Raw genomic sequence first — 19,409 nt, 5'->3', positions numbered from 1 at the left:
GTCCCTCACATCCGGAAGACGCCGAAGCGCGGTTCGGGCAGCGGCGCGCGCGAGACGACGTCCAGCGCCAGGCCGAGCAGGTCGCGGGTGTCGGCGGGGTCGACGATGCCGTCGTCCCACAGGCGCGCGGTCGCGTAGTAGGGGTTGCCCTGCGCTTCGTACTGGGAGCGGATCGGCGCCTCGAAGCCGGCCTGGTCCTCGCTCGACCACTCCTGCCCCCTAGCTTCGAGCTGATCGCGCTTCACGGTCGAGAGCACCGACGCCGCCTGCGGTCCGCCCATCACCGAGATGCGGCTCGCGGGCCAGGTCCAGAGGAACCGCGGCGAGTACGCACGACCGCACATGGAGTAGTTGCCCGCGCCGAAGGATCCGCCGATCACGACCGTGAGCTTCGGCACGCGCGTCGTGGCGACCGCGGTGACCATCTTGGCCCCGTCCTTCGCGATGCCGCCGGCCTCGGCATCCCGACCGACCATGAAGCCGGAGATGTTCTGCAGGAACAGCAGCGGGATGCCGCGCTGATCGCAGAGTTCGATGAAGTGCGCGCCTTTTTGAGCCGACTCCGAGAACAGCACGCCGTTGTTCGCCAGGATGCCGACGGGGTGTCCGTGCATGCGCGCGAAGCCGGTCACGAGGGTCCCGCCGTACCCGTGCTTGAACTCGTGGAACACGCTGCCGTCGACGAGGCGTGCGATCACCTCGCGCACGTCGTACGGCTGGTTGACGTCGACCGGGACCACGCCGTAGAGGTCGGCGGGTGCGACCGCCGGTGCGACCGATTCGATGACGTCCCACGCCGGCGCGAGCGGAGGGGGCAGGGTCGCGATGATGTCGCGGACGATCTCGAGGGCGTGCTCGTCGTCCTCGGCGAGGTGGTCGACGACACCCGACCGGGTGGCGTGCAGCTCTCCGCCGCCGAGCTCCTCGGCGGTGACGATCTCGCCGATCGCCGCCTTCACGAGCGGCGGGCCGCCCAGGAAGATCGTGCCCTGGTTGCGCACGATCACGGTCTCGTCGCTCATGGCCGGCACGTAGGCGCCGCCCGCAGTGCACGACCCGAGGACCGCGGCGATCTGCGGGATGCCCTCCGCCGACATGCGCGCCTGGTTGAAGAAGATCCGGCCGAAGTGATCGCGGTCGGGGAACACGTCATCCTGCATCGGCAGGAACGCACCGCCCGAGTCGACGAGATACACGCACGGCAGTCGATTCTCGAGCGCGATCTCCTGCGCCCGCAGGTGCTTCTTCACGGTGAGCGGGTAGTAGGTTCCCCCCTTGACCGTCGCATCGTTGCACACGACCATCACGTGGCGGCCGTGCACGAGTCCGATGCCCGCGATGACTCCGGCTCCGGGTGCCTCTCCCCCGTACATGCCCTCTGCGGCCAGCGGTGCGATCTCGACGAAGGGGCTGCCCTCGTCCAGAAGTCGGCCGATGCGGTCGCGCGGCAGCAGCTTGCCGCGGGACTCGTGGCGCTCCCGGGATGTCTGAGGTCCGCCGACGGCTGCTTCGGCGAGCCGCTCGCGCAGCCGTCCGGCGAGGGCGGCCTGCGCATCGCGGGTCTGCTCGAACGCTTCGTCGTGCGCGACCGCGGTCTGCAGTGCGGAGCCGGCTGGCGTCATGTCATCTCCGTCGACGTCACGATCGGATCACGTCGGTTGTCCCGCTGCGATCGCTGTGGTTAGGGTTCACTAACTGACTTTCTAGGTTAGCGAGGATTAACTGAAATGACAAGCGGGGTCACCGAGCGCGATCGCGCCAAGGCCGACCGGCAGGCCGCTTTCCTCTCCGAGGCCGCGCGGCTCTTCGCCGAGCGCGGATTCAGCGGGGTCAGCCTCGAAGAGCTCGGTGCTGCAGTCGGCGTGAGCGGTCCGGCTGTCTACCGCCATTTCGCGAACAAGCAGGCCCTGCTCGGAGCCATCCTCGTGCGCGTGAGCGAACGGCTGTACAGCGGGGGGCAGGAGGTCATCGCCGCGCACGAGTCTCCGCGTGACCGCCTCGACGGCCTGATCCGCTTCCACGTCGACTTCGCCCTGACCGACGCCGACGTCATCCGCGTGCAGGACCGTGATCTGGCGAGCCTGAGTGACGACGACCGGCACACGGTGCGCCGGCTGCAGCGCGAGTATGTCGAGCTGTGGATGGGGGTGCTGTCCGACATCCATCCGGCTCGCTCGGAGGCCGACCTGCGGGTGCGCGCGCATGCGTGCTTCGGCCTCATCAACTCGACCCCGCACAGCATGCGCGCGCTGCGGGCGTCCCCCGCCGACAGCACGGTGCGCGGCATCCTGGAGTCGATGGCCCAGTCAGCGCTGACGGCCTGACGCGGGATGCCGCAGGCACGGGCCGACGGCTGACGACGCCGACCCGGGACGCGTTCAGCGCAGCAGCATCGCGCGGCCTGGCTCGTGCAGGATGTCCGCGACCTCCCGCAGGAAGCGCGCTCCCTGCTCACCGTCCACCAGGCGGTGATCGAACGACAGACTCAGCGTCATGACGTCGCGCAGGGCGATCTCGCCGCGATGCTCCCAGGGCTGACGACGCACGGCGCCGAGCGCGAGGATGCCCGCCTCTCCGGGATTGAGGATCGGGGTTCCCGCATCCACGCCGAACACGCCGACGTTGGTGATCGAGAACGTGCCGCCGCTCATGTCGCCGGGTGCCGTCTTGCCGGCCCTGGCGACCTCGGCGAGGCCGCCGATCGCGTCCGCGAGCTCGACCAGCGTCAGCTTCTCGGCGTCGCGGATGTTGGGGACCACGAGCCCGCGCTGGGTGGCTGCGGCGATGCCGAGATTCACGTAGTGGTACTGCACGATCTCGGCGTTCTCGCCGTCCCAGCGGGAGTTGAGGGTCGGATGCCGCAGGAGTGCGAGGCACACGGCCTTCGCGGCGACGGCCATCACCCCGATGCGATGGCCCTGGAGGGCGCGATCGTCGCGCAACGATGCGATCAGCTCGCTGGTCGCCGTGACGTCCACGGTGTGGAAGGTCGTGACATGGGGCGCGGTGAAGGCGCTGCGCACCATCGCGTCGGCCGTGTGCTTGCGAACCCCCCGGATCGGGATGCGGGTGGTGCGCTCGCCCCCGTTCGGTGCGGTGACCGCGGGCGCGACGGCAGGAGCGGCCTGGTCGCGCGAGTCGATGCGGGCAGCGTAGGTCTCGACATCCGTGCGGGTGATCAGTCCGGTCGCGCCGCTCGCCTCGACGAGGGCCAGGTCGACCCCGAGCTCCTTCGCGAGCTTGCGGACGGGAGGCGTGGACCGCGGGCGCTCGCGCACCACCTCGACCGGCTCCGGCGTGTGGAGCACGTCGTGCGGAGCGGCTTCGAGCACCGCAGTGTCGATCACCGCGGGTCGTGGCGCGCCGCCGCGGGCGCGACGCTGCGGGCGGCCCGAGCTCCGCGGTGCCGCGCCGTAGCCGACGAGATTGGGCTGCGCCTTCTCTTCGGCGGGCGCAGGCGACTCGGCGGCCGTGGCCGCAGGCGACTCGGCGGCCGTGGCCACATCCTGCGCGGGCTGCTCGGGTTCTGCTCCTTCGAGCTGGAAGGAGATCAGTACCGAGCCGACCTCGATGACGTCTCCTGCGGCCGCATGCAGTGCGGTCACGGTCCCCGCGTGCGGCGAGGGCAGTTCGACGACGGCCTTGGCCGTCTCGACCTCGGCGATGGTCTGGTTCAACGTGACCGTGTCGCCCTCGGCCACGAGCCACTGCACGAGTTCGGCCTCGGGCAGTCCCTCACCGAGGTCGGGCAGGCGGAAATCCACCATCAGAGCTCCACCCCCATGAGGCTGTTCGGCCGATCGAGGACCCGGTCAACGGCATCGAGGATCCGGTCGAGATCCGGGAGGTGGTGCTTCTCGAGCTTCGCCGGCGGGTACGGGATGTCGTGGCCGGTGACGCGGACGGGGGCGGCCTCGAGGTAGTTGAAGCACTGCTCGGTGACGCTGGCGATCAGCTCTGCTCCGACGCCCGCTTCGCGCGCGGCCTCGTGCGTGACGACGACGCGGCCGGTTTTGCGAACGGATGCCGAGACCGTGCGGTAATCCACGGGCGAGATGGATCGCAGGTCGATGACTTCGATCGAGATGCCGTCGTCCTCCGCCGCGATCGCGGCATCCATCGCGGTGGAGACCTGCGCGCCGTACGTGAGCAGCGTGACGTCGGTGCCCTCCCGCGCGACGCGGGCGAGCCCCATCGGGGGTGCGTCGGCGAGGTCGACATCGAGGTCGACGTCGCCCTTCGAGTGGTACAGCCGCTTCGGCTCGAAGTAGACGACGGGGTCGTTCGACGCGATCGCCTGTCGCAGCATGACGTATGCGTCCTGCGGGTTCGAGACGGCGACGACGCGCAGCCCCGAGGTGTGCACGAAGTAGGCCTCGGGAGACTCGGAGTGATGCTCCGCCGCCCCGACTCCTCCGGCCCAGGGGATGCGGATGGTGATCGGCATCTTCACGTTGCCGCGGGTGCGGTAGTGCAGCTTGGCCACCTGGCACACGATCTGGTCGAAGGCCGGGTACACGAAGCCGTCGAACTGGATCTCGACGATCGGGCGGTAGCCGCGGAACGCCAACCCCACGGCGGTCCCCATGATGCCCGACTCCGCCAGCGGCGTGTCGATCACGCGGGCGGCTCCGAACTGGTCGAGGAGCCCGTCGGTGACGCGGAAGACGCCCCCGAGCTTGCCGATGTCCTCCCCCATGACCAGGACCTTGGGGTCATCCGCCATGGCGCGTCGAAGCCCTTCATTGATGGACTTGGCCATCGTGAGCTGCGTCATCGCGCACCGCCCGACGTCGCGGCCTCCTCGGCGAAGCCGTCGAGGTATGCGGCGAACTGCGCGCGCTGCGTGTCGAGGCCGACGTGCGGCTCGTCGTAGACGTGGTCGAAGATCTCGAGGGGGTCCTTCGAGCGTGCCGAAAGGCATGCGGAGCGGACATCGGCTCCCCAGCGGTCGGCCTCGGCGGCGATCTCGCCGGCGAAGTCGTCGGAGAACTCATCCTGCGCGCGCAGCAGCGCCTCGACCCGAGCGAGCGGGTCGCGGCGACGCCAGCGCTCCACCTCGTCCTTGTCGCGGTAGCGGGTCGGGTCGTCGGAGGTGGTGTGCGGACCCATCCGGTACGTGACGGCCTCGATGAACGCGGGGCCGTTGCCGGTGCGGGCGTGGTCGACGGCCCAGCGCATCGCGGCGAGGCACGCCAGGACGTCGTTGCCGTCCACCCGCATGCTCGGGATGCCGAAGCCGGGCGCGCGACCGGCGATCGGGAATTTGGCCTGCACGGTGACCGGCTCGGAGATCGCCCACTGGTTGTTGCTGCACATGAAGACGACGGGCGCACGGAACGAAGAGGCGAAGACCATCGCCTCGTTCACGTCGCCCTGGCTGGTGGCGCCGTCGCCGAAGTAGGCGGCCGCGACCTGATCGGTGCCGTCGCGCTGGATGCCCATCGCGTAGCCCACTGCGTGCAGCGCCTGCGCGCCGATGATGATCTGCGGGGTCGCGGTGTTGATGTCGTACGGGTTGAACGTCGAGTGCGCCTCGCCGCGCCAGGCGAGGACGAAATCCGAGGGCACCGCGCCGCGGACGAAATTGACGCCGATCTCGCGGTAGCTCGGGAAGACGAAGTCGTCGCGGCGGAAGGCGCGGGCGGTGCCGACCTGAGCGGCTTCCTGCCCCTGGCAGGGAGCCCACAGACCGAGCTGGCCTTGACGCTGCAGCGCGACGCCCTCGATGTCGATGCGGCGCACGAGGCTCATGTCCCGGTAAAGGCCGCGCAGCGCGTCGGCGTCGATGTCCGCGACCCACGGATCGAGGTCGCTGTCGGCGATGCGCTCGCCGTCCGGGCTCAGCAGGCGTGCCACGTCGTCGACGTTGGTCGCCGGGTCGGCTGTGGGTGTCAGGGTGTGCATCATCGTCATCCCTCGTCGTTGCGAGAAGCCCTCGTGAGGCCGCTCGGCGCGGAGCGCCGGCACCGTCGCCGACACCGCTGAGGTTACGCCGATCTTGCACCTAGCTCAAGCAAGCTCGCACGAGTTGAGCATGTTGCCAAGCGCAACCGGCGCTGACCTGCTAATGTTTCGCACTATGAGCACCCTCGATCAGGTCGATCTCGAGCTGCTGGCCGCCCTCGCGGCAGACCCGCGAGCCACGGTCGTCGCCCTCGCCGAACGGCTGGGACTCTCGCGCAACACCGTGCAGGCTCGCATGGCCCGGCTCGACCGATCCGGGGTCTTCCTGTCCTACGAACGGGCGATCTCGTCGACGGCCCTGGGCTACCCGATCGAGGCGTTCATCAGCGTCATGGTCCGTCAGGCCGACCTTCCGCGGATCACCGCCGAGCTGGCCCACGTCCCCGAGATCGTGCAGGCGCACGGGTTGAGCGGCCAGGTCGATCTGCTCGTGCGCGTCGCCTGCCGCGACACGCAGCACCTGTTCGACACGGATGCGCGGATCCTCGCCATCGAGGGCGTGGAGCGCACCGAGACCTCGCTCGTCATGGGCGAGGTCATCGGCTACCGTGTGGCGCCGCTCATGGAGCTGGCCCGCCGGGAATGAGGTGAGTACGGCGATCAGGCCGCACTCAGGGAAGTAAGGCGCCCTCGCCGCGAGGGGTGTCGCTGGACTGCGCGTCGGCACGAACCAGCACGACGCCCACCAGGATGAGCGCTCCGCCGGCGAACTGGATCGGGGCGGGCACCTCGGCCAGGAAGATCCAGGCGAACCCGAGGGCGAAGAGCACCTCGGAAAGCCCGACGAAGGAGGCGACCCGCGAGCCGATCCGCGGCACCGCCATCACCCCGAACGCGTAGCCCAGCGTCGTCGCCACCGCGGCGACCCACACCATCGGCACGAACCACGGCACCTCGATGCCTCCCAGGACGACCGACACCGCCGGCGCGCTGAACGGCATGATGCCGACCAGGCACAGGATCGCCATGACGATCGCTCCGGTGAGCAGACCGCCGGCTGCCAGCGCGAGCGGTGGCAGGTCGTCCCCCGCGCGTTCGGAGATCACGAAATACGCGCACACGCAGATGGCGGCGCCCAGCGCGAGCATCGTGCCGATCAGATCGAAGGACGCACCGGAGATGTCGACGACGAGCACCAGACCTGCGATCGCCACACCCGACCCCCACAGCACGAGAGCTGAGGGCGCCTTGCGGGTGCGGAGCCAGACGAATGCCACGAGCATCACCGGCGCCAGGTACTGGATCAGCAGGGCGACCGCCACCGGCATCCGCTGCATGGCCGAGAAGAAGAACAGCTGGCAGCCGAGCACGGGCATGAGCCCGAATCCCAGGATGAGCTTCCAGTGCCGACGCAGGAACGCCGGCTGCCGGCGCATCGCAACGAACAGCGCGGGTGACAGGATCAGCCCGGCGATGCCCATCCGCACCAGAAGGGCGGCACCGAGCGACCAGCCCGCCTCCAGCAGGGGCTTGATGAACGGCCCGCTCGAAGAGAAGGCCAAGGCCGAGGTGACCGCCAGGACCAGCCCCGACGTGCTCACCCGCCGCGCGGGCGTCGGCGACAAGACGGGGATGGATGCGGTGGAGGCTGCCATGGCGGAATCCGTCTGTCAGGAGTGAGAAGTGCTTACACTAGTGACGATAGCGGTCGAATCTGTCAGGAGTCAACATGGTTTTCATTCGTGACACCGAGCTGTCGCTGCGAGCCGCCGTCTACCTCGTCAACACGCTTCCCGGGTTCGACGGAGAGGACACGCTGCAGACGCCGGCGGACCTGGACCGGTACCTGGCCGTCAACCCGTACACCGGGACCATCCGGCGCGATGAGGCCGAGGTGGCCGCCATCCGCGCCATCCGCCCGAGACTCCGGCAGCTGTGGGAGGTGGACCGTGAAGGAGCCGTGCCGCTCGTCAACGAGATGCTCCGCGACGGCCACGCCCTACCCCGGCTGGTGATCCACGACGGCTTCGACTGGCACATCCACGCGACCTCGGACGACGCGCCGCTCGCGACCCGCATCCTGGTCGAGGCCGCCATGGCGTTCGTCGACGTCATCCGTGCCGACGAGTACGACCGGGTTCGCGTCTGTTCGGCGGACGACTGCGAGTCGGTCTACATCGACTACTCGCGCAACGGGTCGAAGCGCTACTGCGACACCGGCAACTGCGGCAACCGCATGAACGTCATCGCGTACCGGGAGCGGAAAGCGCAAGAAAGCGCCTGATCGCCTCCGCCGCAGGCGCGGGCGTCTCGTAGTGGATCAGATGGCCGACGTCCGCGATCTCCACCAGCTCGGCATCGGGGAACAGGGTGGCGAGGTGACGCTCGGCCTCGATCGGCGTGATGTCGTCGCGCTGCGCCGCGATCAGCAGGGTCGGCTGGGCGATCCGCGGCGCGAACTCCCGCACGTCCTGCGAGACCGAGGCCAGGAAAGCGTCGTGCAGGACCTCCCGGTCGGCGAAGCGGGAGAAGTAGGTGTCGTGCTGATCGTGGATGAACCGGCGGAGGTCGGCGTCCCGTGTCTTGGCCATCGAGACGCTCATCCCCCGCACGATCGCAGAGTTGCGCAGCAGGGCGTCGCCGACGGGCTTCGGCAAGCGCGCACCGGCCCAGTAGTAGAACACCGCCAGGCGGGTGAGGATGCCGCGCGGCCCCTCCAGGGCGGGTGCGCCGATCGGGTTGACGAGGATGACTCGCGGGGTGCGCAGGCCGCCTGCGACTGCGGCCGCCACGACGATCGAGCCGAAGGAGTGGCCGAGGACGACGGCACCGGGGGCGACCGTGGAAGCGAACCCCTGCAGCCAGTCCGCGTAGGCCGCGAGGTCGTGGCGTCGGCCGGGCAGGGGTGGGGTCTCGCCGAATCCGGGCAGGTCGGGCGAGATGATCCGGACGCCGTCCAGGTGGGCGACCACCGGCTCGAGTCCATGGTGCTCTCCGCGGAAGCCGTGGACGGCGACGATCGTCGTCCCCGCGTCCGCCGGCCCGTAGACCCAGTACGCCGTGGTGCCTCCGAGCACCGTCGCCTCGCGTCGCTCCACCGGGATGGCATCGAGCAACGGGGCGTACGGGTTCGGCGCGGGCACGTTCCGAGTCTACGAGCCCCGCCCCGACGCGCTTCGGCGGCGATGTCGGAGGCGGCGCATACCGTTTCGGGCATGAAGGCGAGACGGAATTCCGATGCGGCGGTGGAAGCACCCGTCGGCGTCCCGGTATGGACGCGGGTGATCGGCGTGTTCGATCTCGAGACCACCGGCATCGACGTCGCGCAAGACCGGATCGTCACCGCGCATGTCGGGCTGCTCGACGCGAGCGGCGCCGCGATCCTCGCCCGCGACTGGCTCGCTGATCCCGGCGTCGAGATCCCGGCGGCCGCGACCGCCGTGCACGGCATCTCGACCGAGCATGCGCGTGCGATCGGCGCGCCGGCGAGCGACGTGGTCGAGCAGATCAGCGACACGCTGCGAGCACTGCTGGACGCCGGCATCCCGATCGTCGCCTACAACGCGGCGTTCGATTTCTCGCTCCTGGCCTCCGAGGCGGTGCGACACGGGGTTCCGCCACTGCGCGATCCGTCGCCGGTGATCGATCCGCTGGTGATCGACAAGGCCTACGACCGGTTCCGGCGCGGCAAGCGCACGCTGGCGGTGGTCGCCCATCACTACGCGGTGCGGTTGGACGACGCGCACGAGGCATCCGCCGATGCCGTCGCCGCCGGCCGGGTCGCCCAGGCTCTCGCGGTGCGGTTCGCGGGCCTGATGCCACCGCAGGCCGAAGAGCTGCACACCCGTCAGATCGCGTGGGCTCGGGCCCAGGCGGCGAGTCTGACCGAGTACTTCATCCGCATCGGCCGCCTCGATCCCGAGGACCGACTCGACGGGAACTGGCCGGTCCGCTGAACGTGAGTCGGTCTGCGGGTCCAACGCCGGAAGGCCCCGCCGAAGCGGGGCCTTCCGGATGCGGCGGCTAGTTGCCGGAGCCGCCGAAGTTCTTGAAGCGCTGGTTGAACTTCTCGACGCGACCGGCCGAGTCCATGATGCGCTGCTTACCCGTGTAGAACGGGTGCGAGGCCGACGAGATCTCGACGTCGATGACCGGGTACTCGACGCCGTCGAGCTCGATGGTCTTGCTGGAGGTGACCGTCGAACGGGTCAGGAAGGTCTCGCCCGAGCCGAGGTCGCGGAACACGACCGCCTGGTAGTCGGGGTGGATGTCAGTCTTCATGCGGAGTCCTTGCGGGATGTGCGGAGTCCCTGGCCGAGCGCAGGAACCGGAGGAAAGTCTGCGGTGCGAGTGCACCAAGGATCGATTCTATCAGCCCGAGGGCGCCGACGTGGAATCGTACTCCGTTGCGATCAGGAACCGGCGCGCGAGGCCCGCGCGGCGTAGCGGCCGCCGTCTGCCGTGAGGGAGATCGGAGTGCCGAATGCCTCCGTCAGGCTGTCTTCGGTCAGCGCCTCATCGAGCGGGCCGGCGGCCACGACACGTCCCTCGCGCAGGAGCAGAACATGCGTGAAGCCGACGGGGATCTCTTCGACGTGGTGCGTGACCATGACCATCGCCGGCGTCGTCGCCGCCTGAGCGTAGCCTCCGAGCAGGGTCAGCAGCTCCTCACGAGCACCGAGGTCGAGGCTCGCGGCGGGCTCGTCCAGCAGCAGCAGCTCGGGGTCGGTCATGATCGCCCGTGCGATCTGCACGCGCTTCTGCTCGCCGTCCGACAGCGTGCCGAAGGTGCGGTCCGCCAGCCCGTCCAGCCGCCATTCCGCGAGCACGCGCAGCGCGCGGCGCTCGTCGATGTCCTCGTACGCCTCGTTCCACCGGCCGAGAACCGAGTAGGCCGCGGTGAGCACGACGTTGAGCACGGTCTCCTCAGGCGGTACCCGCCTCGCCATGGCGGTGGACGCGAATCCGATGCGCGGGCGCAGCTCGAAGACATCCGTTCGGCCGAGCTGCTCGCCCAGGATCGTCACGGTTCCGGATGTCGGGTGCACGAGCGTGTCGGCGAGCTGCAGCAGCGTCGTCTTGCCTGCGCCGTTGGGCCCGAGGATCACCCACCGCTGGTCGTCCTCCACCTCCCAGTCGAGGTGGTCGACGATGTCTCGGGCGTTTCTGCGGACGACGACGTCTGAGAACTCGAGCACCTGCGGCATGCCGTAAGCCTAACGGCGGATGCCGGCCACCTCCGCGTACAGCGCCGTCGTGGCGTCCGCGATGGACGCCCAGCTGAAGTCGTTCTTGGCACGTTCGCGACCGGCGGCGCCGTACGCTGCGGCGCGCTCGGGATCGCTCACGACCTCGGTGAGCACGCGTGCGAGATCGTCGACGTAGACGTCGGGATGGAGCGGCGTGCCGGTGCCGTCCTGCACCTGCTCGATCGGCACCAGCCGGCCGGTGACACCGTCGACGACGACCTCGGGGATGCCCCCCGTGGCCGTCCCGACGACTGCGGCACCGCACGCCATCGCCTCGAGGTTCACGATGCCCAGCGGCTCGTAGATGGACGGGCAGACGAAAGTCGTCGCTGCGGTCAGGACCGTGCACAGCTCGTGGCGCGGCAGCACCCGGTCGATCCAGACGACCCCCTGCCGGGTCTCCTGCAGGCGGCGCACGAGCGCCTCGACCTCGGCCATGATCTGCGGAGTGTCCGGCGCGCCGGCGCACAGGATCACCTGCGCGTCGGCGGGCAGGCGTTCTGCCGCACGCAGGAAGTACGGCAGCCCTTTCTGGCGGGTGATCCTCCCGACGAAGACCACCGACGGCTTCGAGGCGTCGATCCCGAGCTGGGACAGCAGCTCGGGATCCTCGACCGGATGCCAGGCGTCGACGTCGATGCCGTTGTAGATGACGCGCACCTTCGCGGGATCCAGCGTCGGATAGCTGCGGAGGATGTCGGTGCGCATCCCGTCGCTCACGGCGACGATCGCCGCCGCACCCTCGTAGGCCGTCTTCTCGATGTAGCTCGAGACGGCGTAGCCCCCGCCGAGCTGCTCGGCCTTCCAGGGTCGCAGCGGCTCGAGGCTGTGCGCGGTCACGATGTGCGGGATGCCGTGCAGCAGCGAGGCCAAGTGCCCGGCGAAGTTGGCGTACCAGGTGTGGCTGTGCACCACATCGGCGCCGGCGACATCGGTCACGATCTCGAGGTCTGTGCCGAGAGTCTGGATGGCGCCGTTCGCCGAAGCCAGCTCCTCCGGCACGCCGTATGCGGTGGTCCCGGTCTCGTCGCGCGCACCGCCGAACGCCCGCACCTGGACGTCCATGCGCTCGCGCAGGGCCTTGACCAGCTCCGTGACATGCACGCCGGCACCGCCGTAGACCTCGGGCGGGTACTCCTTGGTGATGATGTCGACTCGCATGTCATCACGCTAGTACCCGAGGCGAAGTGCGGCATAGGGTGGGGCCATGCCTGCAGCGCCGAAGGTTTTCGGGATCATCCTCGCCGGTGGCGAGGGCAAACGACTTATGCCCCTCACGGCGGACCGGGCCAAACCCGCCGTCCCATTCGGCGGGCAATACCGCCTCATCGACTTCGCGATATCGAATCTCATCAACTCGGGACTGCGGCAGCTGGTCGTGCTGACGCAGTACAAGTCGCACAGCCTCGACCGGCACATCTCCCAGACCTGGCGGATGTCGCCCCTGCTGGATTCCTACGTGGCCTCGGTGCCCGCCCAGCAGCGCCTCGGCAAGCGGTGGTTCTCCGGATCGGCCGACGCCATCCTGCAGAGCCTCAACCTGATCAACGACGAGAAGCCCGACATCGTGTTCGTGATCGGCGCGGACCACGTCTACCGAATGGACTTCCGGCAGATGCTCGACGCGCACATCCAGTCCGGCGCGCGCGCCACCGTGGCCGGCATCCGCCAACCGCTGGCGCTGGCGAACCAGTTCGGCGTCATCGACGTTGAGGAGAAGAACCCGGCGAAGATACGCGAGTTCCTCGAGAAGCCGCAGGACGCCAAGGGGCTGGCCGACAACCCCGACGAGGTGCTCGCCTCGATGGGCAACTACATCTTCGACACCGACGCGCTCATCGAGGCGGTCGAGACCGACGGCGAGCTTGCCACCTCGAACCACGACATGGGCGGCGACATCATCCCGTACTTCGTCGGTCGCGGCGAGTCGGGTGTGTACGACATGAAGCTCAACGACGTGCCGGGCTCGACCGATCGCGACCGCGACTACTGGCGCGACGTGGGGACGATCGAGTCGTTCTTCGACGCCCACATGGACCTGATCTCCACGCTGCCGATCTTCAACCTGTACAACACCCAGTGGCCGATCCACTCGCAGACGGTCAACTCGCCTCCGGCGAAGTTCGTCCGCGACTCGGTGGGCCGCATCGGCAACGCCATCGATTCCATCGTCTCGCTGGGGTCGGTGCTGTCCGGCACGCACCTCGAGCGCAGTGTCGTCGGCCCCTGGACGCTCGCGGGCGGCGGCTCGACGATCACCGACTCGGTGCTCTTCGACCATGTGCGCGTGGGCCAGGGCGCACGGATCCACCGCGCGATCCTCGACAAGAACGTCGTGCTCGCGGACGGCGCGACGATCGGAGTCGATCGGGAGCGCGACATCGCACGGGGCTTCACCGTCACCGACACCGGTATCACCGTGGTCGGCAAGGGCGTGCACGTCGACGCCTGACATGAAGGCGGGGCGCAGGATGCCGCGGCGCTAGCGTGGGGTGATGCCCGCGCCGTCGCCCCGCTTCCTGCTCGTCCTCGACGCCGACTCGACCCTCATCCGCAACGAGGTGATCGAGCTGCTCGCCGATGAGGCCGGCCGCGGCGAAGAGGTCACCGCCGCGACCGAAGCCGCGATGCGCGGCGAGGTCGACTTCGCGGCGAGTCTGCGCTCGCGCGTGAGCATCCTGGCAGGGGTCCCCGTCGCCGCGTTCGAACGCGTTCTGGCCCGCATCGAGCCCACGCCGGGGGTGCGCGAGCTGATCGCTGCCGCCCATGAGAGGGGCGGACGCGTCGGTGTCGTGTCGGGCGGATTCCACGAGATCCTCGACATCCTCGCGCCCGGCCTGGGCGTCGACGTCTGGCGGGCCAATCGGCTGACCACCCGCGACGGCGCGCTCGCCGGTTCGGTCGACGGCGCGATCGTGGATGCCGAGGGCAAGGCCGCCGCGCTGCGCGAATGGGCCGCCGAGTCGGGTCTTCCCCTCGCGCGGACGATTGCGATCGGCGACGGGGCGAACGACCTGCGCATGATGACCGCCGCGGGACTCGGACTCGCTTTCAACGCGAAGCCCACCGTGAGGGCGTCCGCCGACCTGATCATCGAGCGCGTGGATCTGCGCGAAGTGATCCCGCTTCTGCCCTGAACGCGTCGACGGGAGGCTCGCACGCTGTCGGGAGCAGTCGGTAGCGTGCGGGTATGAACCTCCTCCTCGTACCCGGTCTCTGGCTCGACGCGTCCTCCTGGGGCGACGTGACACCCGTGCTCGAACGGGCCGGCCACACGGTGCATCCGCTGACCATGCCCGGTGTCGGCGCACCGGCAGGCGAGTCATCCGAGATCGGCATCGCCGACTGGGTTGCAGCGGTCGTCGACCAGATCGATCGCACCGAGGGTCCGGTCGTCCTCGTCGGGCACAGCGGCGGCGGCAACGTCGTCTACGGCGCGGTCGACGCGCGCCCCGAGCGCATCGCGCGCGTCGTGTTCGTCGACACCTTCCCACCCGGCGACGGAGGCTCCATCTGGGAGTTCCCGATCGTGGACGGTGTGGTGCCGTTCCCGGGATGGGATTCCTTCGAGGAGGCCGAAGTCGCCGACCTCGACGCGGAGACCCGCGCGGCCGTCGAGGCCCGGACGCGGTCCGTTCCGGCGCAGGTGCCGACCGATACCCTCCGACTCTCGGACGAGCGCCGCCGTCGCATCCCCACGACCATGCTCACCGGAACGGTCTCCGAGGCCGAGATCCGCACGTTCATCAGCGAGGCTCCGGACTGGGCGGCGGAGCTCGCCGCCGTCGAGGATCTGGAGATCGTCGAGCTGAACTGCGGCCACTGGCCTCAGTTCTCGATGCCCGACCGGCTCGGTGCAGCGATCCTCGCCGCGGTCGATCGCACGGGCGGGTGAGCCGCCTCTGCCGGCGCGCTGATCGATCAGGCGGGTCCCCGGCTCAGTGCCCCATTCCCAGACCGCCGTCGACGGGGATCACCGCGCCGGAGATGTAGGCCGCGTCATCGGACGCGATCCACGCGACGACACCCGCTACTTCGTCGGTCGTGGCGAAACGACCGGCGGGGATGTTGCGTTTGTACTCCGCCTGCGTGTCCTCGGGGAGCGACGCGGTCATGTCCGTCTCGATGAAGCCCGGGGCGATCACGTTGGCGGTGATGCCTCGGCCACCGAGTTCACGGGTGAGCGAGCGAGCGAAGCCGACGAGCGCGCTCTTGGAGGCCGCGTAGTTGATCTGGCCCGCAGAACCGTACAGCCCGACCACGCTGGAGATCAGGATGACCCGCCCCCAACGCGCCCGCAGCATCCCCTTCGAGGCCCGCTTGACCACGCGGAACGTGCCACCCAGATTCGTGGAGATGACGGTGTCGAAGTCATCCTCGGTCATGCGCAGCAGCAGCGTGTCCTTCGTGATCCCCGCGTTCGCCACGACGATCTCGACCGGACCGAGCTGCGCCTCGACCTCGGTGAAGGCGGCATCGACGGCCGCGGCATCCGTGACATCCGCTCGCACGGTGAGCGTTCCTTCGGGACCTTCACCCGACCGGGCGGTCACGGCCACCTTGTAGCCGTCCGCGACGAAGCGCTCGGCGATGGCGCGGCCGATGCCGCGGTTGCCTCCTGTGACGAGGACGACGCGTTCGGTGGACATGACGGGCTCCCCGGGGGCTGGACACGATGAACCGCACCAGCCTATCGGTGCGGTGTTTGACACTCCCGGCAGCCACTGGGACCCTGGAACCGCACCCGACGAAAGGCCTCCCGTGAGCGATACGAATCCCGACGGCTCGACGCCTGTCCCGCCGGCGCAGCCGGCACCGCCCGCCTACGGCTCGCCCGCAGCCTATCCGCCGCCGGCAACGCCCCCGTACGGTCAGCCGCCCGCATACGGCACTCCCCCGGACGCGTACGGCGCGGCACCCGGGTACGGAGCAGCGCCGGAGTACCCGACAGCACCCGCCTACGGCGCCGCGCCCGCATACGGAGCGCCACCGTACGGCTACGCACCCGCCAAGACGAACACGCTCGCGATCGTCTCGCTCATCTCCTCGCTCGTGGGAATCCTCATCATCCCGTTCATCGGCTCCGTGGTCGGCGTCATCACCGGGCACATGTCGCTCGGACAGATCAAGCAGACCGGTGAGCAGGGCCGCGGCATGGCGCTCGCCGGTGTCATCGTCGGCTACGTAGGCCTGGCCTTCATCGTGCTCGCCCTGATCGTCTTCCTCGCGCTGCTTCCGCTCCTGATCGCAACCGGAACCGCCCGCACCTGACCGATCCGGTGCGGTCCGACCGGCGTAGTCTGGAAGGACCGTGAAGAGTTCGTCGAGGCCCCAATCTGCGACGTCGCTGCCGCGCGCACCGCGCGACGACGAAGCTCGGCGTTCCAGCCGCTACCTCGTCATGATGGGCATCCGCATCGCGTGCTTCATCCTCATGGTCGTGATCACTCCGTACGGCTGGTACACGTGGGTGCTGGGTGCCGCGGCCATCGTGCTGCCGTACTTCGCCGTCGTGCTCGCCAACGTCAGTGCGAACGTGCGCCGTACCGATGCCGAGAATCCCGAACGCGCGCTGCCCGCCGCGCCGTCGGTGCAGAACCCGCCCGCATCGAGCGGCCCCGTTCTTCGGATCGAGGAGACGCGCGCCATCGACCAGCGGTCGAACGAGTCGGACGGTCACGCGTGAGCACCGCCGCCGATACGCCTTCGGACTGCTCGCGAGCCGGATGCCGGGCAGCGGCGGTCTGGCGGATCGAGTGGCGCAATCCGAAGATCCACCCCGTCGATCGCCGCAAGGTCTGGGTCGCCTGCGACGCACATCGCGATTTCCTCCGCGACTACCTCGCGGCCCGCGACTTTCCTGTCTCGGTCAGCACACTCGCGCCGATCGGCGCGACCGCAGGCGGAGAGGGGTCGCAGTGAGCCGGTCCACCGCGCCGGCGGCGGTGCGGTGGACGGCATACGTCGCCGTCGCCATCGTGTTCGCGGTCGCCTGCGCGTTCCTTTCCAATTGGCAGTTCACGCGCAACGCGGATCGCGCGCAGCAGCTGGCGCTGGTCGAGCAGAACTACGATGCGGAGCCCGTGGCGTTCGGTGAGATCATCGACCGGAACGGATCCCTCGCTGCGGGGGACGAGTGGCGTCCCGTCACGCTCGAGGGCGAGTATCTGGCCACCGAGCAGGTGCTCGTGCGCAACCGCCCTCACGGGGGGACGGCCGCTTTCGAGGTGCTCGTCCCCTTCCGCATGGCCGACGGACGGGTGCTTCTCGTCGACCGCGGCTGGGTCCCGCCGGGCGAAGAGCAGCCACTCCCCGACGAGATCCCCGCCCCTCCCGACGGTCGGGCGAGCGTCCTCGTGCGCCTCCGCGCCGCCGAGCAGCCGCCGGCATCGGGACGTTCGGCGCCGGACGGACAGGTGCCCACTCTCAGTCCACCCCTGGTCGCGGAGGTCATCGACCCCGAGGTCGCTGAAGACCTGGAGCTGAGTGCGTACGGCGTCCTGGTATCCGAGGATCCGGCGCCCGCGACGCGGCCGAACGCACTCTCGGCGCCGTCCGAGGATCCCGGCCCCCATCTGTCCTACGCGATCCAGTGGATCCTGTTCGCCATCATGGGCTTCGTCTTCATCGGCTACGTGATCCGCACCGAGAGGCGCCACCGGCGCGAGGACGCGGAAGATGCACGTCAGGGCGGCGATGCGCCGCCCCGCGTGCGTACTCCGGCACGTCGGAACGATCGGGACATGCAGGACGAGGACTCCATCCTCGACGCCGCCGGCCGCTGAGGCCCGGCCGGCTCACGCCAGCGAGATCAGCTCCTGGTAGTCCCGGTTCCAAAGATCCTCGACGCCGTCAGGCAGGATGAGCACGCGCTCGGGGTTCAGCGCCTCGACGGCACCCTCGTCGTGGGAGACCAGGACCACAGCACCCTCGTAGTGCGCAAGCGCACCCAGGATCTCTTCGCGTGACGCGGGATCGAGGTTGTTCGTCGGCTCGTCCAGCAGGAGCATGTTCGCGGAGGAGACGACCAGCGTCGCGAGAGACAGCCGCGTCTTCTCACCGCCCGAGAGCACTCCGGCGGGCTTCAGAACGTCATCACCGGTGAACAGGAACGAGCCGAGCACCTTTCGGGCCTCCGTCGCGCTGATGTCCGGCGCGGCGGACATCATGTTCTCGAGCACCGACCGCGAGACGTCCAGGTTTTCGTGCTCCTGTGCGTAATACCCGATCTTCAGCCCGTGGCCCGGCTCCAGCTGACCGGTGTCCGGCTGGTCGACTCCGGCGAGGATGCGCAGCAGCGTCGTCTTCCCGGCTCCGTTGAGCCCGAGCACCACGACCTTCGAGCCCCGGTCGATCGCGAGGTCGACGTCCGTGAAGATCTCCAGCGAGCCGTACGACTTGGACAATCCGGAGGCCATCAGCGGGGTCTTGCCGCACGCGGCGGGCTTGGGGAAGCGCAGTTTGGCGACGCGCTCGACCTGGCGCACATCGTCCAGGCCGGACAGCATCTTCTCGGCCCTGGCCACCATCTGGTGCGCGGCCGCCGCCTTCGAGGCTTTCGCACCGAAGCGAGCGGCCTGCAGCTGGAGCTGCGTCGCCTTCTTCTCGACGTTGACGCGTTCCTTCTTGCGACGCTCTTCGTCAGCCACCCGCTGGCGGAGGTAGTTCTTCCAGTTCATGTTGTAGATGTCGATGACCTGACGGTTGGCGTCGAGGTAGAAGACGCGATTGACCGTCTCGCCGACGAGCTCGACGTCGTGGCTGATCACGATCAGCCCGCCCTTGTAGTTCTTCAGGAACTCGCGCAGCCAGACGACGCTGTCGGCATCGAGATGGTTCGTCGGCTCGTCGAGGATCATCGACTCGGCGTCGGAGAACAGGATGCGAGCCAGCTCGATGCGACGGCGCTGACCTCCGGACAGCGTGCGCAGCGGCTGGTCGAGCATCCGGTCGGGAAGGGAGAGGTTGTGGGCGATCGACGCCGCCTCCGCCTCCGCGGTGTAGCCGCCGAGGGCCTCGAAGCGCTCGGTGAGGCTGCTGTAGCGCTTCATCGCCTTCGCCGCCACGACCGTGTCGTCATCGCCCATGAGCAGCGAGGCCTCGTGCATGCCGAGGGCGAGCGTGCCGAGCCCCCGCGCGTCCAGGATGCGTGTCCGTGCGAGCATGTCGGGATCCCCGGTGCGGGGGTCCTGAGGCAGGTAGCCGAGCTCGCCCGACCGGTCGACTCGACCGTCCGCGGGCAGCAGATCACCG

The 19,409-nt window shown here is 69.2% G+C and carries 22 protein-coding genes; 11 read left to right on the top strand and 11 right to left on the bottom strand.

Annotated features, from left to right (window positions below):
• Positions 1-5: 5 nt before the first annotated feature.
• Complete coding sequence (locus VFX99_RS10430) at positions 6-1,622, bottom strand: carboxyl transferase domain-containing protein (protein WP_329666229.1); 1,617 nt, start codon at positions 1,620-1,622, stop codon at positions 6-8.
• A gap of 105 nt (positions 1,623-1,727) precedes the next feature.
• On the opposite strand from VFX99_RS10430, the gene VFX99_RS10425 reads away from it, so the two are divergent.
• Positions 1,728-2,324: a TetR/AcrR family transcriptional regulator gene (locus VFX99_RS10425; protein WP_329666228.1), complete on the top strand. Its 597-nt coding sequence runs from the start codon at positions 1,728-1,730 to the stop codon at positions 2,322-2,324.
• 54 nt (positions 2,325-2,378) lie between these two features.
• On the opposite strand, the gene VFX99_RS10420 is transcribed toward VFX99_RS10425, so the two are convergent.
• Genes VFX99_RS10420 through pdhA form a run of 3 tightly spaced genes read right to left on the bottom strand, consistent with a single transcriptional unit; the run spans position 2,379 to position 5,916 of the window.
• Entirely contained in the window at positions 2,379-3,770 is a 1,392-nt protein-coding gene (locus VFX99_RS10420) for a dihydrolipoamide acetyltransferase family protein (protein ID WP_329666245.1), read from the bottom strand.
• Complete coding sequence (locus tag VFX99_RS10415) at positions 3,767-4,777, bottom strand: alpha-ketoacid dehydrogenase subunit beta (protein WP_329666227.1); 1,011 nt, start codon at positions 4,775-4,777, stop codon at positions 3,767-3,769. Before VFX99_RS10415 ends, VFX99_RS10420 begins: the two co-directional genes overlap by 4 nt.
• Positions 4,774-5,916 (bottom strand): pyruvate dehydrogenase (acetyl-transferring) E1 component subunit alpha, encoded by a 1,143-nt coding sequence (gene pdhA / locus VFX99_RS10410; RefSeq protein ID WP_329666226.1) that lies wholly within the window; start codon positions 5,914-5,916, stop codon positions 4,774-4,776. The genes VFX99_RS10415 and pdhA overlap by 4 nt, the downstream gene beginning before the upstream one ends.
• Positions 5,917-6,082: 166 nt before the next feature.
• Here pdhA and VFX99_RS10405 point away from each other — a divergent pair, with 166 nt between their 5' ends.
• A complete protein-coding gene (locus VFX99_RS10405; protein WP_329666225.1) occupies positions 6,083-6,553 on the top strand; it encodes an Lrp/AsnC family transcriptional regulator in 471 nt (156 codons plus the stop codon).
• A 25-nt stretch (positions 6,554-6,578) separates the two neighbouring features.
• On the opposite strand, the gene VFX99_RS10400 is transcribed toward VFX99_RS10405, so the two are convergent.
• Positions 6,579-7,562 carry a DMT family transporter gene (locus tag VFX99_RS10400; protein ID WP_329666224.1) on the bottom strand — a complete coding sequence of 328 codons (984 nt, stop codon included), beginning with the start codon at positions 7,560-7,562 and terminating at the stop codon, positions 6,579-6,581.
• Between the two features lie 74 nt (positions 7,563-7,636).
• Between VFX99_RS10400 and VFX99_RS10395 the strand changes: the two genes are divergently transcribed.
• A complete protein-coding gene (locus VFX99_RS10395) occupies positions 7,637-8,191 on the top strand; it encodes a CGNR zinc finger domain-containing protein (RefSeq protein WP_329666223.1) in 555 nt (184 codons plus the stop codon).
• Here the strand turns inward: VFX99_RS10395 and VFX99_RS10390 are convergent.
• On the bottom strand, positions 8,151-9,050 hold the full coding sequence (locus VFX99_RS10390) for an alpha/beta hydrolase (protein WP_329666222.1): 900 nt from the start codon (positions 9,048-9,050) through the stop codon (positions 8,151-8,153). The two genes, VFX99_RS10395 and VFX99_RS10390, sit on opposite strands and share 41 nt — an antisense overlap.
• A gap of 72 nt (positions 9,051-9,122) precedes the next feature.
• Here VFX99_RS10390 and VFX99_RS10385 point away from each other — a divergent pair, with 72 nt between their 5' ends.
• Positions 9,123-9,863, top strand: a complete 741-nt coding sequence (locus tag VFX99_RS10385) for an exonuclease domain-containing protein (protein ID WP_329666221.1) — start codon at positions 9,123-9,125, stop codon at positions 9,861-9,863.
• 67 nt (positions 9,864-9,930) lie between these two features.
• Here VFX99_RS10385 and VFX99_RS10380 read toward each other — a convergent pair whose 3' ends face one another.
• The 3 genes from VFX99_RS10380 to glgA form a co-directional block, all read right to left on the bottom strand.
• Complete coding sequence (locus VFX99_RS10380; protein WP_329666220.1) at positions 9,931-10,188, bottom strand: type B 50S ribosomal protein L31; 258 nt, start codon at positions 10,186-10,188, stop codon at positions 9,931-9,933.
• Between the two features lie 131 nt (positions 10,189-10,319).
• Positions 10,320-11,114: an ABC transporter ATP-binding protein gene (locus VFX99_RS10375; protein WP_329666219.1), complete on the bottom strand. Its 795-nt coding sequence runs from the start codon at positions 11,112-11,114 to the stop codon at positions 10,320-10,322.
• A 9-nt stretch (positions 11,115-11,123) separates the two neighbouring features.
• A complete protein-coding gene (gene glgA / locus VFX99_RS10370) occupies positions 11,124-12,317 on the bottom strand; it encodes a glycogen synthase (protein ID WP_329666218.1) in 1,194 nt (397 codons plus the stop codon).
• A gap of 46 nt (positions 12,318-12,363) precedes the next feature.
• On the opposite strand from glgA, the gene glgC reads away from it, so the two are divergent.
• The 3 genes from glgC to VFX99_RS10355 are packed head-to-tail and all read left to right on the top strand — an operon-like array spanning position 12,364 to position 15,051.
• Positions 12,364-13,608, top strand: a complete 1,245-nt coding sequence (gene glgC / locus VFX99_RS10365; protein ID WP_329666217.1) for a glucose-1-phosphate adenylyltransferase — start codon at positions 12,364-12,366, stop codon at positions 13,606-13,608.
• Between the two features lie 43 nt (positions 13,609-13,651).
• A complete protein-coding gene (gene serB / locus VFX99_RS10360) occupies positions 13,652-14,293 on the top strand; it encodes a phosphoserine phosphatase SerB (RefSeq protein ID WP_329666216.1) in 642 nt (213 codons plus the stop codon).
• A 53-nt stretch (positions 14,294-14,346) separates the two neighbouring features.
• Positions 14,347-15,051, top strand: coding sequence for an alpha/beta hydrolase (locus tag VFX99_RS10355; RefSeq protein ID WP_329666215.1), 705 nt, complete (start codon positions 14,347-14,349; stop codon positions 15,049-15,051).
• A gap of 43 nt (positions 15,052-15,094) precedes the next feature.
• Here the strand turns inward: VFX99_RS10355 and fabG are convergent, their stop codons facing one another.
• Positions 15,095-15,805, bottom strand: coding sequence for a 3-oxoacyl-ACP reductase FabG (fabG, locus tag VFX99_RS10350; protein WP_329666214.1), 711 nt, complete (start codon positions 15,803-15,805; stop codon positions 15,095-15,097).
• A 112-nt stretch (positions 15,806-15,917) separates the two neighbouring features.
• Between fabG and VFX99_RS10345 the strand changes: the two genes are divergently transcribed.
• Genes VFX99_RS10345 through VFX99_RS10330 form a run of 4 tightly spaced genes read left to right on the top strand, consistent with a single transcriptional unit; the run spans position 15,918 to position 17,941 of the window.
• Complete coding sequence (locus tag VFX99_RS10345; protein WP_329666213.1) at positions 15,918-16,427, top strand: DUF4190 domain-containing protein; 510 nt, start codon at positions 15,918-15,920, stop codon at positions 16,425-16,427.
• 40 nt (positions 16,428-16,467) lie between these two features.
• Entirely contained in the window at positions 16,468-16,842 is a 375-nt protein-coding gene (locus tag VFX99_RS10340; protein WP_329666212.1) for a DUF3099 domain-containing protein, read from the top strand.
• Complete coding sequence (locus VFX99_RS10335) at positions 16,839-17,078, top strand: hypothetical protein (protein ID WP_329666211.1); 240 nt, start codon at positions 16,839-16,841, stop codon at positions 17,076-17,078. The genes VFX99_RS10340 and VFX99_RS10335 overlap by 4 nt, the downstream gene beginning before the upstream one ends.
• Positions 17,075-17,941, top strand: coding sequence for an SURF1 family protein (locus tag VFX99_RS10330; protein WP_329666210.1), 867 nt, complete (start codon positions 17,075-17,077; stop codon positions 17,939-17,941). Before VFX99_RS10335 ends, VFX99_RS10330 begins: the two co-directional genes overlap by 4 nt.
• 12 nt (positions 17,942-17,953) lie before the next feature.
• Here VFX99_RS10330 and VFX99_RS10325 read toward each other — a convergent pair whose 3' ends face one another.
• Positions 17,954-19,402 (bottom strand): ABC-F family ATP-binding cassette domain-containing protein, encoded by a 1,449-nt coding sequence (locus tag VFX99_RS10325; RefSeq protein ID WP_414684362.1) that lies wholly within the window; start codon positions 19,400-19,402, stop codon positions 17,954-17,956.
• Positions 19,403-19,409: the final 7 nt, after the last annotated feature.

The organism is Microbacterium sp., from assembly GCF_036277215.1.
In the GTDB taxonomy this organism is placed as follows: Bacteria; Actinomycetota; Actinomycetes; order Actinomycetales; family Microbacteriaceae; genus Microbacterium.
This window is presented reverse-complemented; position numbering and strand designations above follow the sequence as displayed.